The organism is Sphingomonas sp. FG14, assembly GCF_057809675.1.
In genome coordinates, this window is sequence record NZ_JBMDKK010000001.1 from 1,613,817 (window position 1) to 1,629,944 (window position 16,128).

The following is a 16,128-nucleotide window of genomic DNA, read 5'->3' on the forward strand; positions in this document are numbered from 1 at the left end:
TTCGAATCTGATTCCATATTATAGAAAGGCGTAAAGGAGAGGGCTATGGATGCCGGTGCACGCCTTGCGGCCTGGAATGATCGGGGATTCTTCGTGCTGCGCGGGCTGATCCCGCAGGCCGATGTCAAAGCGGTCGAGGACGAGGTGATCGCGCGGATCCGCGCCAACCCGCCCGAGGATCATCCGGACGAGACCATCTATGCGGCCGGCCCCAACTACGCGATCTTCCCGGAAAAGGAGCCGAGCTCGAGCGCGGTCAATCCCGAGGACCGGATCGCCAAGGTATTCAACTGCCATGCCGAGGGGCTGTCGCGCACGGTCGCAGAAAGCGACGCGATCGTCGACGTCGTCGAAGCGCTGCTCGGCCCCGATATCGATTGTTTCCAGAGCCAGTTCATCTTCAAGAATCCCGGCGTGATCGGCCAGCCCTGGCACCAGGACAGCTATTATTTCCGCTTCGACCGCCAGCCCCAGGTGGGCGTGTGGCTGGCGCTCAGCCGCGCCACGCTGGACAATGGCTGCCTGTGGGTGCTGCCGGGATCGCACACCGGGCCGATCCATGCGCATGTGCCCGATCGCCGGCCCGCCGCGAACCGCGCCTATACCGAGATCGTCGACCAGGACGACAGCGCACGCCAGCCCGCGCTGATGGAGCCTGGCGACGTGCTCTTCTTCCACAGCTATCTGATGCACATGTCGACCGACAATGTCGCCGACGAGCGCCGCGCGGCGATGGTCTATCATTATGGCCGCGCCGGCACCCGCCCGGTGAGCGCCGAGGCCGCCGCCAGCCTGAACCCCGTCAACCGCTGGATCCCCGTCCGCCGCAAACCCGCCGAGGCCGCATGACCTTCCCCGCGCATCGCATCCATCCCCGCAACCATGATTTCTCTTGGCAGGAGGCGTCGGACGACGGGCTGCGCCGCCTGACCCCGGCCGAAAAGGCGCAGTTCGACGCACAGGGCTTCTTCGTGCTGCGCGACGTGTTCAGTCCCGCCGAACTCGACGCGGTGGAAACCGCGATCGATCCGCTGGAGCAGGCGCACGAGCAGCAATTGCGCGCCAATGAGGGACGCAACGCCATCTCGTCCGCCGATGCGATCACCTTCACCGGCCATATCGTCGCCAAGTCCGGCGTCCTGCGCGATTTCGCGGCGCATCCGGCGATCGCCGATGTCTGCCACGATCTGATCGGCGGCGATGTCCGACTCTATTGGGACCAGTCGGTCTACAAGAAATCGGGCAAGCCGCAGGAATTCCCGTGGCACCAGGACAATGGCTATACCTTTGTCGAACCCCAGCAATATCTGACCTTCTGGATCCCGCTGATCGATGTCGATGTGGAGAATGGCTGCCCCTGGATCGCGCCGGGCATGCACCGGCTCGGCACGCTCGAACATTGGGTGACGCCGATCGGGCTCAAATGCCTGGAGGACGCGCCCGATGCGGTGCCCGCCCCCGCGAAACGCGGCGACGTGATCGTCTTTTCCTCGCTCGCACCACACCGCACCGGCCCGAACCTGCGCGCCGGCACCGTGCGCAAGGCCTATATCCTGCAATATGCGCCCGATGGCGCCGAAGCGGTGATGCCCGACGGCAGCCGCATCGCGCAGACCGAGCCGAGCCGGCAATTCCCGATCCTGAAGGATGGGGCGCGGATATGAACGCGGCCGATCTGGAACGCAACGCCGCCGCCTTCCGGCGCGACGGCTTCGTCCATGTGCCAGGCGTGCTCTCCCCCGACGAGCTTGCGCGCTACGGCGCGGCGGTCGACGCCGCCGTCGCCGCACGCAAGGCGGGCGACACCCGCGCGCTCGACGAGAAAAGTCCGTACGAGCAATCCTTCCTGCAATGCCAATATGTGTGGGAGGATTTTCCCGATATCCGCCCGCTCACGTTCCACCCGAAGATCGGAGCGCTGACCGCAGCCCTGCTCGGTGCGAAGCGGGTGCGGCTGTGGCACGATCAGGCGCTCTACAAGGAAGCCGGCGGGCGCGAGACCGAGGCGCATCAGGACCAGCCCTATTGGCCGATCGCCGAGAGCGACACCGCGACGGTCTGGATCCCCTTCGAAGGCGCGGACGACCATACCGGCTGCATGGGCTATGTGCCCGGTTCGCACCGCGGCGAGGCCGAGTTCATCGACATCTTCGGCACGCCGGGCGACGGCAAGCGGCTGGAGGCCAAGTTCGCGGATACGCCGCCCGTCTTCATTCCCTGCGCGCCGGGCGACGTGATCTTCCATCACGGCTATACGGTGCACATGGCGAAGGCCAACCGGTCGGACCGCACCCGCCGCGTCTATACCGCAATCTATTTCGCCGACGGATCGCATCGCGGCGGCGAACGCGCGCACCCTTCGGTCGATCGCGACGGCATCGCGCAGGGCGCGGTGATCGACGGCGGCGCCACGCCGATCACCTGGCCACTGCCCGACGGCAGGCTGCCCGAGCCCGAACCCTGGCCGGAAGCAGGGCTCGAATGGCGCGAACGGGCCGAGCGGCTGGGCATCATTCCGAAGCGCGCATGAGCATCCAGCACATCCGCCAGCAAGGCGCATTCTTCCTCGACGCGGCCGGCGGCCAGATGATGTTGCGCGGCGTCAATCTGGGCGGCGACTGCAAGGTGCCCTGGCCCGACGGCGGCACGCAGTTCCCAACCGATTTTTCCGATCATCGCACGGTGTCGTTCGTCGGCCGGCCGTTCCCGATCGAGGAGGCCGACGAACATCTCGGCCGGATCGCGGGCTGGGGCTTCAACACACTGCGCCTGCTCACCACCTGGGAAGCGGTGGAACATGCCGGCCCCGGCCTCTACGACAGCGACTATCTCGACTATTTCGCAGAGGTCGCGCGGGTCGCGGGCACGCATGGCCTGTATCTGTTCGTCGATTTCCACCAGGATGTGTGGAGCCGCATGTCGGGCGGCGACGGCGCGCCAGGCTGGGCGTTCGAGGCGGTGGGGCTGGATTTCACGCGCTTCGACGCGGCCGAGGCCGCGCACGTCATGCAGGCGCGCTACGATTATGCCAGCACCGAGAAATTGCAGGCCGCCTATCCCCAGATGAGCTGGGAATCGAACTACCGCCTGCCCGCCAACGGCATCATGTGGACCCTGTTCTGGGGCGGCCGGCTGTTCACCCCCGATTTCACGATCGCGGGCGAGAACGTCCAGGATTTCCTACAGAACCGCTATCTCGGGGCGATGGACCAGGTCGCGCGCCACCTGGTCGGCCTGTCCAACGTGATCGGCTTCGACACGCTCAACGAGCCGGGCCTGGGCTGGATGGGCGAGGCGCTGAGCTATCGCCATCTGGCCCCCAGCGAGGCGCGGCCCGATCGCCCGCGCGTCGGCCCCGCGCTGGCGCCTCTCGATGCGCTGGCGATGGCGCAGGGCCTGTCGGTGACGGTGCCGGTGCTGACGCGCGATGCCGGCGGCGCGGCGGTGCCGACAGGCACGCGCAGCTTCAACGAGAAGCGCGTCCGGATCTGGCGCGACGACGCCCCCTGCCCCTTCGAGCGCGCGGGCGCCTATCGCATAGACGGCGACAGCGCGGTGCCGATCGACGAGGATCATTTCCGCCTGCATGGGCAGCAGCGTCTCTCGATGCCCGAGCACGGCTTCGCGCCCTTCTTCCACAAGGTCGCGGCCACGATCCGCCGCCACCGGCCAGACTGGTCGATCTTCGCGGAGATGGATCCCTTCGCGCATGTCGCGGGACGCAACTTTCCCGCCGACCTGCCCGAACGGACGGTCAATGCCAGCCATTGGTACGATGTCGGCACGCTGTACCTGAAGCGCTTTGATCCCGAGAACCATCGCGACGTGATGACGGGCAAGGCCGAATGCGGGCTCGACATCATCGGTGCACGCTATCGGGACCAGCTTGCCGGCCTGGCGAGCGAGGCGGAAAACTTCCCCGGCGGCGCACCGACGCTGATCGGCGAATTCGGTATCCCCTACGACCTGTCCGAAGGGGAGGCCTATGACCGTTGGGCGCTCGGCGAACGCGACGGGTTATGGGAGCAGCACGAAGCCGCGCTGTCGCTGATGTACGACGCGATGGACGCGCTGGGCCTGCACTCCACCCAGTGGAACTACACCGCGTCGAACCGCAACGACCTGACGATCGGCGACGGCTGGAACCAGGAGGATCTCTCAATCTTCTCGCGCGACCAGCGGGACGATCCCGCCGATCTTTCTTCAGGCGGCCGCGCGGTGGCGGGTTTCAGCCGGCCTTATGCGCGGCGGATCCAGGGACGGCTGGGCACGATGCGCTTCAATCGCGAGAGCCGGTCGTTCCGCGTCGATTTCACCGCCGACGCCGCGATCGGCGGCGCGACCGAGGTCCATGTGCCGCGCGTGCATTATCCCGCCGGTTTCACTGTCCGCTTCGAAGGCCTGCCGGGTGAACTGGCGATGTCTCCGGAACGGCAATGCGTTTCGGTTCGGGCGCTGGCATCGGGCCCGGCCTGGCTGGCAATCGAGCCGGTCTGAAGTGCCGCCCCACCCCGTCGTTCCGGTGAAAGCCGGAATGACGGTTTAGCCCGTCTAAGCGGCCACGACCGCACGACGGCGCGGGCGGCGCACCGTTTCCTGGTTGCGCAGCGTCTCGATGATCGAATTGCGGATCGGCTGGCCGGTCGCGAAATAACGATCGATCAGCGCGAGTGTGCGATCCTTGTCGCGCGAGACCAGCGCATCGACAATTTCGCGATGCTCGGCATGATGGTCGCGGTCGCGATCGCTGGCAAGATCGCCGAAGAGATTGACGTAACGCTCCAGCCGGAAGCCGATATCGCCGAGCAGCTTCAGCATCAGCGGGGAATCACAGCCTGACAGGAGCTGGCCGTGAAACTCCCAATAGGCACGCTGCCATTTCTCTCGCGCCTCATGGTCTCCGCCGGGCAGGACGACCTGCGCCTTGGACGAGCGGTGAAGCTGGACGACCACCCGCTCCTCCCATGCCTCGTCACCCACATCCATCGCGACGCCGATGGCCAGCTTGTAGAGCCGCTGATAGGTGGCGAGCACATCGTCGTAATCTGCGAGCGAGACGGGCGCGACGCGATAGCCCTTCAGATGCTCGTGCACCACCAGGCCGCTTTCGGACATCAGGATGATCGCCTCGCGCACCGGGCTATGGCCGACGCCGTAGAATTTGACGAGATGCTCGACCTTCAGCCGTTCCAATGGCTCGAACACGCCACGGACGATATCGCGCCGCAGCCAATAGGCGGCCATTTTCGCGGTGCTGAGCGACGGATCGGCGGGCGCCGCAACACCGGTGTCGCGGAACGTCGATATGGATGGCGTGCTGCTCGTCACTCTGCCCCGTTCGCCTCGGTTTCCCCGGCCTCCACCATCACCCTATGACATCCGATGCGGCTCCGAAAGGCAAGCGCCCACACCGGACATCGCGGAAAACCAGCGCTACAGGCTGGGGTCGATCAGATATTTCTCGCCCGTCGCCTTGTTCTGATAGGCTTGGACAGTTTCGGGGTTCAGTGCCTCGGCCAGGCCGATGGTGCTGGTATAATGGCTGGCGAAGGTGGTCTTGAGCTCGTCGAGCACGCGCTGGCGCATCCGCCCGACCACCTCGGGCCCGGCCTTCGCCATGAACGGCGTCAGCAACCAGCCGCCCACGCCCCAGGACAGGCCGAAGGTCCGGTCGATGATCGTCGGGCCGGTATCGAGCATGCCGTAGATATACACCTGTTTCAGGCTGTTCGATCCGTAGCGGCTGAACGCCGCGCCCCGGCTCGCCACCACTTCCATCGCATGCAGGATCTGGCCCGCGAGCTTGCCGCCGCCGATCGCGTCGAAACCCAGCGTCGCGCCGGTCGCCGCGATCGCCTCGACTAGCTTCGCCTCGAAATCGGGCGCACTGCTGTCGACGATCCATTCGGCGCCGATATCGCGCAGGATCGCGGCCTGTTCCTCGCGGCGGACGATGTTCACCAGCGGAATGCCGTCGGCCAGGCAGATGCGGTTTAGCATCTGGCCGAGATTGGAGGCGGCGGCGGTATGGACGAGCGCCGTGTGACCTTCCGCCTTCATCGTCTCGGTAAAGCCCAACGCCGTCAGCGGATTGACGAACAGCGAAGCGCCGTCCGCCGCGCTCGCGCCTTCGGGAAGCACCACGCAATCGCGCCCGCGCAGCTTGCGATACTGGGTATACATCGCCCCACCGAGCATGCCGACGGTCTTGCCCAGCATGTCGGAAACATCCGCGCCGGCGCGCACGACGACGCCCGCGCCTTCATTGCCGACGGGCATCGATTCGCCCATGCGCGTGCGCACCGCGCCCAGCCGGCGCTCAGGAATCGTCAAGGTCAGCACCGGCCGCTCTGCAGTGCCGCCCGCGCGCATCGTCGCCATGTCGGCGGGGCCCAGCAGCAGGCCGAGATCGGATGGATTGATCGGCGCCGCCTGCACCTGGACGATCACTTCGTCGGCCTGGGGTTCGGAAAGCGTCACGCTTTCCAGGCTCAGGCGCAGATCCCCCTCCTCGGTCACCAGCGACCGGATTTCCAGGCCCTCGAATGCGTCCGTCATATCCGTCTCCATGATCAGTCTCGAATTGCTACTTTCCTCATACGTCACTGACGGGCGAGCGCAAGCGTCGCGCGCCGGGCGGATCGTGTAGCCATTGGAAGCGGAGCGGATATTGGCGGACATATGGCCGCCTGGCATGATCCGGCGATGTTTGCGCAGATCAGCATCGATCCCGTCCGCACGCGCGAGGATCTGGCCGATGTCGCGACGCTGTTCCGTGCCTATGCCGCCTCGCTCGACGTCGATCTCGCCTATCAGGATTTCGCCGACGAGCTTGCCAGACTGCCCGGCAGATATGCGCCGCCGCAGGGCGCATTGCTGATCGCGCGGAACAGCGAAGGCGCGCCGCTGGGCTGCGTCGCGCTGCGGCCGATGCAGGATCCGGCGCGCTGCGAGATGAAGCGCCTGTTCGTCGCCCCCGCCGGGCGCGGCCTTGGCCTGGGGCGCAGGCTGGTCGACGCGCTGATCGGCGCGGCACGGGGCCTTGGTTATCGCGAGATGTGGCTCGACACACTTCCCACTATGGCCGCGGCGCAGGGTCTTTACCGGGCGATCGGTTTCGCGGTCGCCGATCCCTATTATGCGACACCCGTCGCCGGCACGGTGTTCATGCGGCGGATGCTGACGGATTGATGGCAGCGCCGGAACAAGGCTTGCTTTCGCCGCGCATTATTGCAGTCTCCACACCGTCATTGCGGGAGGGCGAGGCTGTGCAATTTTCGGACCCGGCGGTTGCGGCGGTCTTCGCTGATTATGAACGGCGCGCGGCGAAGGATGCCGCGCGCATGGCCGCATTGGGCGACGCCGTCGGCGCGCATATCGACGAGTTCCTTCTGCCGATCGGCCCCGATACCGGCCGTTTCATCCACAGCCTGATCCTGGCCAAGCGCCCGGCGCGCATCCTGGAGCTGGGCACCAGCTATGGTTATTCGACGCTGATCCTGGCCGATGCGGCGCGGCAGGCGGGCGGGCGGCTGATCACCATGGACCTGGCCGACTACAAACAGGCGCATGCCCGCGCGATGATCGAACGCGCCGGCCTCGCCGATGTCGTCGAGTTCCGGCTGGGCGATGCGGTGACGATGATCGCCGACGATCCCGGCCCGTTCGACCTGATCCTGCTCGATATCTGGAAAGACTTGTACATTCCATGCCTGGAGGCCTTTCTTCCCAAGCTTTCGGACGAGGCGATCGTGGTTGCGGACAATATGGTCGAACCCGTCACCGCGCGCGCGCAGGTCCGCAGATATCGCGAGGCCGTCCGCGCCGTTCCCGAACTGCATTCGGCGCTGCTGCCGATCGGCAGCGGTATCGAGCTTTCGGTCCGCTGGGCCGCCGATAGCGCCAAGCTGTGATCGCGCGGCTGCACCGGCTGTCGCGCCGGATCCCCGGCCCCGGCTGGATGATGATCGCGCTGGTGCTGGGTTTCGCCGCCGGCACCGCGATCGGCGCCGGCCGTGCCGAGGTTGTCGCCGCCGCGCGGCTGGTGGGCGGCATCTGGCTCGATGCGCTGCGCATGACGATCGTGCCGCTGGTCTTCGCGCTGGTGGTGACCGGCGTCGCCGACCTGGCGACGAGCGAGGATCATGCCGATCGCCGGATCGGACGACGCCTGCCCCTCGTTCTGGTCGCCATGCTGTTCATGGCGGGCATCGTCGCAGCGCTGATCGTGCCGCCGCTGCTGGCGCTGTTCCCGCTTTCGCCGGACGTGGTGGCCGGGCTGCGCGCGAACATCCCCGCAGCCGCCCCACCGCCCGCCCCCACCGCCGCCGAGGCGATCGCCGCGCTGATGCCGATCAACGTCGTCGCCTCCGCCGCGGCAGGTGCGATCGTGCCGATCGTCGTCTTCGCGCTGATCCTGGGGCTCGCGCTCGGGCGCATCGATCGCGCACGCGCCGCCGCGACGCTGGCGCCGTTTCGCGGCCTTGCCGATGCGATGGTGGTGATCGTCACCTGGGTGCTGCGCGCGGCCCCCATCGGCATCTTCGCGCTGGCGTTGACGATCGGCGCCACCGCCGGGGCGGGCGCCGCGCTGGCGCTGGGCCATTATATCATGATCCAGATCGCGGTCGCACTGGTGCTGACGATGGTCAGCTATCTGCTGGTGCGCGGTTTCGGCGGTGTACCGATCGGGCGCTTCGCCCGCGCCATTGCGCCGGCACAGGCGGTTGCGGCCGGCACCCAATCCTCGATCGCCACATTGCCCGCGATGCTCGCCAGCGCCGCGCGCATCGGCGTCGCCGAGCGCGATGCGGCGGTCATCCTGCCGCTGACGGTCGCGGTGTTCAAGGTGACCGCTCCTTCCGGATCCTTGCTGTTCGGCCTGGCGCTCGCCTGGATGACGGGCGTGCCGGTGTCGCCGCTCCAGCTTGCGGTCGCCATCCCCATCGCCGTGCTTTCGACATTGACGATCCTGGGCATGCCCGGCGTGGTCAGCTTCTTCGCCGCCGCCACGCCCACCGCGATGGCATTGGGCGCACCGATCGAACTGCTGCCGATTCTGCTGGCGGTGGACACCATTCCGGACATGTTCCGCACCACCGCCAATGTGACCGCCGACGTCGCCGTCACCGCGATGGTCGCGCCACCCGATGGGGGGGTTGGGCAGGAAATCTGAGGCCTGTGCGCATCGTCACAAAGCGTCCGATCGAATCCTGCCAGATCCTGTCCTGCCCGGCGCGTATGTTTGCCGGGCAGGTAGAGGAGGTCATGATGAACAGGCTTATCTTCCGGTCGGCGGCCGTTTTCGCGATCGGCATTTCCGCCACCGCCTATGCCGGCACCGTGGTGACCGGCGGACGTTGCACGCAAAAGCAGATGGCGAACAAGCTCACCAACTGCGAAACCAGCAGCTTCACCAACAGCGCGGGCCAGACCGGCTATAAATGCACCTGCACCGACAAGTTCGTGGCGCTCAATCCCGATCGCGTGGAGAATATCCGCGAGCGCAGCGTACCCGACATCCAGCCGCGCTAATCGGAATTTGCCCGGAGTAGAAGCGCTTATCTGACATATGTTGCACAGTCCGGCGAAATTCAGCAGTCTGGCGGCGGACGTGCACGACAATGGCTGACGACGCCTTTCTCCGGGCCGATTACGAACGGCTGCGGCTTACCTTCCAGGCCATGGGCAGCGGCCTGTGGGACTATGACATCGCGAACGACCGACTATTCTGCAATGCGCGCTGGTACGAGATATTGGGGCTCGATTCCAACTCCAGCCCGATCAACTCGATCGCCGAATTCCGGCACCATATCCATCCTGAGGACGTCGATTCCGCGACCGCCGTCGACTATGACAAGGTGGCACAACTGATCGCGAGCGACGGACGCTATCACAATGAATTCAGGATCGTCCGGCCATGCGGCGAGGTCCGGTGGGTGCGCTCGGTCGCCTGCGTCATCCTGGACAGCGCAACGCAGCAGCCCCGCGCGGTGGGCTGCATCACCGACATCACTGAATTCCACGCCGGCAAGGCGAACAACGAACTACCGGCGAAGCAGCCGGCGACCATTCCATCAGCGCCGGCAGCACCGGCGATCAGCGACCGCGAGCGCGAATGCCTGCGCTGGGTGAGCGTGGGCAAGACAGCGTGGGAAACGGCAGTGATCCTGGGCCTCAGCCGGCGCACCATCGAATTTCATCTGAACAATGCAGTGCGGAAACTCGGCGCCTCCAACAAGGTTCATGCAACGACCACCGCGATTCGCTTGGGGCTGCTCTGAACGCCGCTGTCGCCCGTCGGAGGCGCCGTCACCCAAAAACGCCGGGCGATCTCTATTGTCAATAACAGCCGGGATTCACCCCGAAGCCTCGTAAAAATCCGAGTTTCAACCTGACAGTCCGGCTAGGCAGGTGGGTCGTATGGTTAACGAGTATGTGGTGTAGTGTTCGCGCGTTCGATCCGGGATTTAAGGGCGGTTCAGGTCGCGCTTCGCGATGCGCTTGAGCAGGCCGAGCATTATGGCGATCGATCGATCTGGGCCGGTATCGCCACGGCACTCGGCAGCGTCGGCGCCGAGATCGGCCGGCTGGAAGGCAGCCAACGACAGTCGGATGCACCCGCAGCCCCCTCCTCGACCGCATGGCAAGCGAATGGTGCGCCTTCGATCGCCGAACTCGCCGATTTGATCCTGGCGGCACTGGTTTCCGCCGAAGCGTTGGGCCGCGACAATACGGCGTTGATCCTCAACGACGCGCTGATCAGTGTCACCGGCAAGGGGATTTCGCCGGAAGGCTGGCCTCAGGCCTAGAATATCCTGGCCAGATTACGAAAACTCGCAAGAGTGGCCGGCATTGACAGTTGCTTGGCGCTTGCATTGGAGGCGCAAAGCCAAGCATGGCCACCAAGTGGAAGTTCGTTTCCAACCATGCGGGAGAGCCGGATGCGTTTTATTTCTGTCGTTGCGATGACGATATGCCTCTCCGCTTGCGCGGGAACGCCGTACCAAAAAATGGGAATTGGCGGCGGCTATGACGACAAGAAGGTCACGGAAACCAGCTGGGGTGTCGAATTCAAGTCCAACGTGGCCTCGATCGAGGGTTTTGCCGAACAGGCCGCGCTCTATCGCTCAGCCGAGATCGCGCGGAGCAAGGGTTTCCCATATTTCGCGATCACTTCTGCCAGCGTGGGCTTCCATAGCTACGGTTCAGGCGTGGCCGGTGTAAGCGTGTATGGCACCACCAGGGGGCAAACAGCGCGTCTCAGCGCCGTAGGATTGATGAAACAGGACGACATATTCGACTGCGCCACGGAAAACGGGGTGAATTGCGCAGTTCTGGAAACCGAAGCCGTATTGCGGGACTATGACGAAGTCATGAAGATGGCCGGCCGCAAACGGCCAAAGAGCAACCGCTGATCTGCGCGGCCTGATTTCCCGCGAGGCAGGTCGATGGAAGCAGGATCGGCGGCGGATTGAGTTCGGGCTCACCTCACTCGGCCTCGATGTCGGCCTCTCGCAGTTGACGGGCAAGCGCGGCGTCCGGCAGCGCTTCCAGATCGAGCATCGCGCGATAGGGATCCCCGGTCAGGCCAAGCACCGAGGCAAAGGCGGACTCGGTCTTCATGCCTGTGCGACGCCTTGCCATCACCACGCTGCGCAGCCCTTCACCGCCCAGAGCGAGCAGCCGCTGTTCGACGCGGAAATGCCGCCAGCCTTGCTGGTGCGCGACCGGAACAGCCTGCCCGAAGATTTCGAACGGCCAGCCATGAAGCGCGAAGCCGGCAATGATAGCCCGTCCGCCACCTATCCATTGCCGCATCGCGAAGCCCTCGGCATCGCCGAACGCGTGCCATAAGGCGGCGGCGAAAACGTCCGGCGCGGGACAATGACAAAGGATGTCGATATCGCTCGTCGGCAGGTCGAGCCCGAGCGGCAGCGTGCCCGCGACATGCGGATCGAAGGCGGACAACCGCTCCAGCACTCGCGACCGCACGATCGCCTCCCGATAGTCCGGCCTGGTCATGATCCCGCTCTAATCGAGTGACGGATGGTACGAAAGGCGCCGGTTTCGGCGCGTGCCGTCCTGACGATCAACGCTTTGTGCCGTTCGGCAAACCCGGCCCTTGTCCAGCGACGGCGAAGCCCCCTATCACGACAATGACCGAGGACGGCGATGCCGCGACGACAGGATGAGGGGGGATGATGACCGGAACGACCCTGGACGAAACCGAACGGGCGATCGTGGCAAAGGTCGCGCGGCGGCTCATCCCCTGTCTTGCAGTCCTCTATTTCGTGTCGTTCCTCGACCGGGTGAATGTCGGCTTCGCGGCGCTCACCATGAACCAGGATATCGGCCTGTCGGCGAGCGCCTATGGCTTCGGCGCCGGCATCTTCTTCCTGGGTTATTTCATCTTCGAAGTGCCATCGAACCTGATCATGAAGAAGGTCGGCGCGCGACGCTGGATCGCACGCATCATGATCAGTTGGGGACTGGTCTCCGCCGCGATGGCGTTCGCCAGCGGCCCCGTCAGCTTCTGGTGCCTGCGCTTCCTCCTCGGACTGGCCGAGGCCGGCTTCTTCCCGGGCATGATCCTGTATCTCACCTATTGGTTCCCCAAGGAGACGCGCGGCCGGGTGATGGGCGGCTTCCTGATCGCCATCCCCCTTTCAAGCGCGCTGGGCGCACCGCTGTCGACGATGCTCCTCGAAACCAGCCTGTTCGGCCTGAAAGGCTGGCAAACCATGTTCATCGTCGAGGGGCTGCCCGCCGTGCTGCTCGGCATCGCCGTGTTCTGCCTGATGCCCGACGGGCCGCGCGACGCGAAATTCCTGTCTCCCGAAGAACGGGAACGACTGGCGGCCGTGCTCGAACGCGAAGGTACACAGGCGACGCACGCCTCGCTGCGGGACGGGCTGATGAGCGGCGCGGTCTGGCGTTTCGCGCTGATCTATCTCGGCCTGGTCATCGGGCTCTACGGCTTCGGTTTCTGGGCGCCGCAGATGGTCAAGTCGCTGGGCACGCTTTCCACCCTGCAGGTCGGGCTGGTCACGATGGGGCCGTTCGCGCTGGGGGCGATCGCCATGCACATCTGGGGCCGGCGATCGGATCGGTCGGGCGATCGCAACCTCGCGCTCGCGCTACCCGCCTTTCTCGGCGCCGCCGGTTTCGCCGCCAGCGCCGCCTCCACCGACCCCGTGCTCACCATGGCTGCTTTCACCGTCGCGGCGATCGGCATCTATGCGTCGCTGCCCGTCTTCTGGACCCTGCCCACCGCGATCCTGACCGGCACCGCGGCGGCCGGCGGGATCGCGCTGATCAACTCGATCGGCAATCTCGGCGGCTATGTCGGCCCCGTCGCGGTCGGCTGGCTGCGTGATCAGACCGTCAGCTATTCGGGCGGCATGATCGCGCTCGGCGCCGGGCTTGCCTGCGCGGGCCTGCTGGCGCTGACCGGCCGGCGAGCAAGCGTCGCCGCCTGACCACGGCTCACCCCCGCGCGCAGATACCGTCGGGCGCGAGCGCACGGAAACGCGTGTCGAAATCCGCCGCGATCTCGGCAAGCGTTACCCTGCCCAAAGTCTCCATCAATAGCGCTTCCGCCGTACGAAAGGCATCGGCCATCGATGCGTTGACCGCCTGCTCGACCAGGCATTCGGGCGCGTCGGTCGCCGGGCCGATCGCGAAGATGCCGGGCTCACCCACCGCACGGTGGATATCGAGCATGGTGATGGCGCCCAGCGGCCGTTCGAGCGTCCAGCCGCCGCCATGGCCCTTTTCCGAACGGACATAACCCGCGTCGCGCAGGCCCGCCATCGTCCGACGGACGACGACGGGGTTGGTGCCCAGCATCTTCGCCACCGCATCCGAGGTCACCGGCCCTTCCATCCGATCCATGTGGATCAGGACGTGGAGCATCCTCGACAATCGTCCATCCCGCTGCATCTTCCTTCAACCTCCGTCCGATCCCGCCGCACCATACACGCAACTTTCAATGTTGCGAAATTGCAAATGCGATGCAATACGCAACTTCATAAGTGCCATGAGTCGCGCCGCTGGCGTCGACTGAAAAATGGAGGTTCGAATGATCCACGACGTTATCGTCATCGGCGGCAGCTTTGCCGGGCAATCGGCCGCGATGCAGCTCGCACGGGCGCGACGCGACGTGCTGCTCATCGACGCCGGACTGCCGCGCAACCGCTTCGCCGAAGCATCGCACGGCTTTCTGGGTCAGGATGGCAAGGCACCGCAAGCAATCGTCCGCGAGGCGACCTGCCAGTTGCTCGCCTATCCCACCGCGCGCATCGTGCAAGGTGAGGCGCTGTCGGCCATGATCGAGGAGGATGCGATCCAGGTCACGCTTGCGAACGGCGAGGCGCATCGCGCGCGCCGGCTGATCCTGGCGACCGGACTGACCGACGAACTGCCGGCAATCCCGGGCATGCGCGAGCGCTGGGGCGCGACCGTGCTCCACTGCCCCTATTGCCATGGCTATGAAGTGCGCGACCGCCGGCTGGGCATCGTCGCCAACCATGCCAAGTCCGCGCATCAGGCGGCGCTGATCCCCGATTGGGGCCCGGCGACCTATTTCACGCAAGGCGCGTTCGAGCCCGATGGCGACCATCTGGCGCTGCTTGCCGCGCGCGGCGTGACGATCGAGCGCACCCCCGTGGTGGAGCTGCTCGGCGACGCGCCCGCGCTTTCGGCCGTCCGCCTGGCCGACGACCGGATCGTTCCGGTCGAAGCGGTGTTCACCGCGCCGGCGGTGCGCATGACCAGCCCGATCGCCGCGCAGCTCGGCTGCGCTTTCGAGGATGGGCCGATGGGCCCCTATATCCGGACCGACCCCATGGGCGCGACCTCGGTTCCGAACGTCCATGCCGCGGGCGACGCGGCCAGCCCGATGCACAACGCCACGCTGGCCTCGGCATCGGGCGTGCTGGCGGGCGTCGGCGCCCATCAGTCGCTGGTGCTGGCGGCGGGCCGGACCTGATCCGGCCGCGCCGTCAGGTGTCGATCACTTCTTCGCCTGTGCCGCCAGGATCTCGTCGATCATGGCGACGAGCTTGTCGCGGCTCAGCGTATAGGCGGGCTGGCTGGTGTTGAGCTCCAGCGTCCGCTCCATCATCACGCGGATCACCCGGTCGACCGTGGTCTGATCGGGCGCCGCCATGTAGTGGATATAGGGCTTCTCCATCGTCAGGAAACGATAGACCTGTTCCGCGACGTCGGTGGGATCCTTGCGCTTGGCTTCGGCTTCCCGCACGCCCGCGAGGATCTTCTTCTGTTCGTCGTTCAGCGGCTGGTTCAGGTCGTGATGGCCGGTGAGCTGCTGGATCACCACCTTTTCGCGCGCGTGCGACTTGAACGAGCCCGGATCGACGATGCCCGACAGGACACCCGTATCCTTCAGTTCGAGCGCCAGCGTTTCCGCATAGGCCTCCACCGCGAACTTGCTCATGCTGTAGGCGCCGCCCGAATGGCCGACGGCGAAGCCGGAGAGAGAACCGATGATCGCGGTGCGCCCCTTGCTTTGCTTGAGCATGGGAATGAAAGCCCGGTTGAGCCGGACGGGGCCCATCACGTTGATGTCATACTGCCATTGCACATCCTGGTCGGAAACGGTGGCGAGTTCACCCGTCACGGCGACGCCAGCATTATTGATCACGCCGTAAAGCCCGCGCCCCTGCGCCTCGACAAACTTCGCGGCGGCATCGATATCCGCCTGCTTCGTCACGTCGAGCCGGACGGCGGTGACGTTCGGCATCGCGTTCAGCGTCTTCAGATCCTCGTCCTTGCGCGCGCCGCCATAGACGTGGAAACCGCGCGCGGTCAGATATTGGGTGATGGCAAGGCCGATGCCCGAATTGGCGCCCGTCACCAGTACTGACCGGCGCTTGGCGGCGTCCTGCGCCAGTGCCGCCTGCGAAACGGCCAACATGGCAAAGGCCGCCAGAAGAAGTTTCAATCGATGCATCACGCTCCCCTTTTCCTATGGTTGTCACGTCGGCAAAGCGCCTCGACCGGCATCATATCTCCAATCAGGACATGAGCGATCCAGGTAGCCACGGGATTTTCCAGGCGTAAAGGAGTTTGCCCGGCCAGTAAACCGGGCGATCCGGCACGCTT

General features: G+C 65.6%; 18 protein-coding genes. 13 read left to right on the forward strand and 5 right to left on the reverse strand.

Annotation, left to right across the window (positions count from 1 at the left end; genetic code table 11):
* Positions 1-45: 45 nt before the first annotated feature.
* From ACODTA_RS07565 to ACODTA_RS07580, 4 genes are read left to right on the forward strand one after another with little or no spacing between them, the layout of a single operon-like run.
* Positions 46-849 (forward strand): phytanoyl-CoA dioxygenase family protein, encoded by an 804-nt coding sequence (locus tag ACODTA_RS07565; RefSeq protein WP_489065252.1) that lies wholly within the window; start codon positions 46-48, stop codon positions 847-849.
* Entirely contained in the window at positions 846-1,664 is an 819-nt protein-coding gene (locus ACODTA_RS07570; RefSeq protein ID WP_489065253.1) for a phytanoyl-CoA dioxygenase family protein, read from the forward strand. Before ACODTA_RS07565 ends, ACODTA_RS07570 begins: the two co-directional genes overlap by 4 nt.
* Positions 1,661-2,530 carry a phytanoyl-CoA dioxygenase family protein gene (locus tag ACODTA_RS07575; protein ID WP_489065254.1) on the forward strand — a complete coding sequence of 290 codons (870 nt, stop codon included), beginning with the start codon at positions 1,661-1,663 and terminating at the stop codon, positions 2,528-2,530. Before ACODTA_RS07570 ends, ACODTA_RS07575 begins: the two co-directional genes overlap by 4 nt.
* On the forward strand, positions 2,527-4,497 hold the full coding sequence (locus ACODTA_RS07580) for a cellulase family glycosylhydrolase (protein ID WP_489065255.1): 1,971 nt from the start codon (positions 2,527-2,529) through the stop codon (positions 4,495-4,497). The genes ACODTA_RS07575 and ACODTA_RS07580 overlap by 4 nt, the downstream gene beginning before the upstream one ends.
* A gap of 54 nt (positions 4,498-4,551) precedes the next feature.
* On the opposite strand, the gene ACODTA_RS07585 is transcribed toward ACODTA_RS07580, so the two are convergent.
* Together ACODTA_RS07585 and ACODTA_RS07590 are read right to left on the reverse strand one after the other, a co-directional pair.
* Complete coding sequence (locus ACODTA_RS07585) at positions 4,552-5,328, reverse strand: GntR family transcriptional regulator (RefSeq protein WP_489065256.1); 777 nt, start codon at positions 5,326-5,328, stop codon at positions 4,552-4,554.
* Between the two features lie 105 nt (positions 5,329-5,433).
* A complete protein-coding gene (locus ACODTA_RS07590; protein WP_489065257.1) occupies positions 5,434-6,558 on the reverse strand; it encodes a zinc-binding dehydrogenase in 1,125 nt (374 codons plus the stop codon).
* 123 nt (positions 6,559-6,681) lie between these two features.
* Between ACODTA_RS07590 and ACODTA_RS07595 the strand changes: the two genes are divergently transcribed.
* The 7 genes from ACODTA_RS07595 (at position 6,682) to ACODTA_RS07625 (ending at position 11,417) form a co-directional block, all read left to right on the forward strand.
* The gene (locus tag ACODTA_RS07595; protein ID WP_489065258.1) at positions 6,682-7,191 is read left to right on the forward strand and encodes a GNAT family N-acetyltransferase; all 510 of its coding nucleotides are present in this window, start codon (positions 6,682-6,684) and stop codon (positions 7,189-7,191) included.
* Positions 7,192-7,268: 77 nt separating this feature from the next.
* Positions 7,269-7,913 carry an O-methyltransferase gene (locus ACODTA_RS07600; RefSeq protein ID WP_489065259.1) on the forward strand — a complete coding sequence of 215 codons (645 nt, stop codon included), beginning with the start codon at positions 7,269-7,271 and terminating at the stop codon, positions 7,911-7,913.
* Positions 7,910-9,175 (forward strand): dicarboxylate/amino acid:cation symporter, encoded by a 1,266-nt coding sequence (locus tag ACODTA_RS07605; RefSeq protein WP_489065260.1) that lies wholly within the window; start codon positions 7,910-7,912, stop codon positions 9,173-9,175. The genes ACODTA_RS07600 and ACODTA_RS07605 overlap by 4 nt, the downstream gene beginning before the upstream one ends.
* A 95-nt stretch (positions 9,176-9,270) precedes the next feature.
* Positions 9,271-9,534 carry a hypothetical protein gene (locus tag ACODTA_RS07610; protein WP_489065261.1) on the forward strand — a complete coding sequence of 88 codons (264 nt, stop codon included), beginning with the start codon at positions 9,271-9,273 and terminating at the stop codon, positions 9,532-9,534.
* A gap of 89 nt (positions 9,535-9,623) precedes the next feature.
* Positions 9,624-10,283, forward strand: coding sequence for a helix-turn-helix domain-containing protein (locus ACODTA_RS07615; protein WP_489065262.1), 660 nt, complete (start codon positions 9,624-9,626; stop codon positions 10,281-10,283).
* Between the two features lie 162 nt (positions 10,284-10,445).
* The gene (locus ACODTA_RS07620) at positions 10,446-10,811 is read left to right on the forward strand and encodes a hypothetical protein (protein ID WP_489065263.1); all 366 of its coding nucleotides are present in this window, start codon (positions 10,446-10,448) and stop codon (positions 10,809-10,811) included.
* A 54-nt stretch (positions 10,812-10,865) separates the two neighbouring features.
* On the forward strand, positions 10,866-11,417 hold the full coding sequence (locus ACODTA_RS07625; RefSeq protein ID WP_489065264.1) for a CC0125/CC1285 family lipoprotein: 552 nt from the start codon (positions 10,866-10,868) through the stop codon (positions 11,415-11,417).
* Positions 11,418-11,490: 73 nt separating this feature from the next.
* On the opposite strand, the gene ACODTA_RS07630 is transcribed toward ACODTA_RS07625, so the two are convergent.
* Positions 11,491-12,024 (reverse strand): DUF4269 domain-containing protein, encoded by a 534-nt coding sequence (locus ACODTA_RS07630; protein WP_489065265.1) that lies wholly within the window; start codon positions 12,022-12,024, stop codon positions 11,491-11,493.
* 179 nt (positions 12,025-12,203) lie between these two features.
* Here ACODTA_RS07630 and ACODTA_RS07635 point away from each other — a divergent pair, with 179 nt between their 5' ends.
* Entirely contained in the window at positions 12,204-13,481 is a 1,278-nt protein-coding gene (locus ACODTA_RS07635; RefSeq protein WP_489065266.1) for an MFS transporter, read from the forward strand.
* 7 nt (positions 13,482-13,488) lie between these two features.
* Here the strand turns inward: ACODTA_RS07635 and ACODTA_RS07640 are convergent, their stop codons facing one another.
* A complete protein-coding gene (locus ACODTA_RS07640) occupies positions 13,489-13,944 on the reverse strand; it encodes an Rrf2 family transcriptional regulator (protein ID WP_489065267.1) in 456 nt (151 codons plus the stop codon).
* A gap of 142 nt (positions 13,945-14,086) precedes the next feature.
* Here ACODTA_RS07640 and ACODTA_RS07645 point away from each other — a divergent pair, with 142 nt between their 5' ends.
* Positions 14,087-14,992 carry an NAD(P)/FAD-dependent oxidoreductase gene (locus ACODTA_RS07645; RefSeq protein ID WP_489065403.1) on the forward strand — a complete coding sequence of 302 codons (906 nt, stop codon included), beginning with the start codon at positions 14,087-14,089 and terminating at the stop codon, positions 14,990-14,992.
* Positions 14,993-15,016: 24 nt separating this feature from the next.
* Here ACODTA_RS07645 and ACODTA_RS07650 read toward each other — a convergent pair whose 3' ends face one another.
* Positions 15,017-15,940 carry an SDR family NAD(P)-dependent oxidoreductase gene (locus ACODTA_RS07650; RefSeq protein WP_489065268.1) on the reverse strand — a complete coding sequence of 308 codons (924 nt, stop codon included), beginning with the start codon at positions 15,938-15,940 and terminating at the stop codon, positions 15,017-15,019.
* Positions 15,941-16,128: the final 188 nt, after the last annotated feature.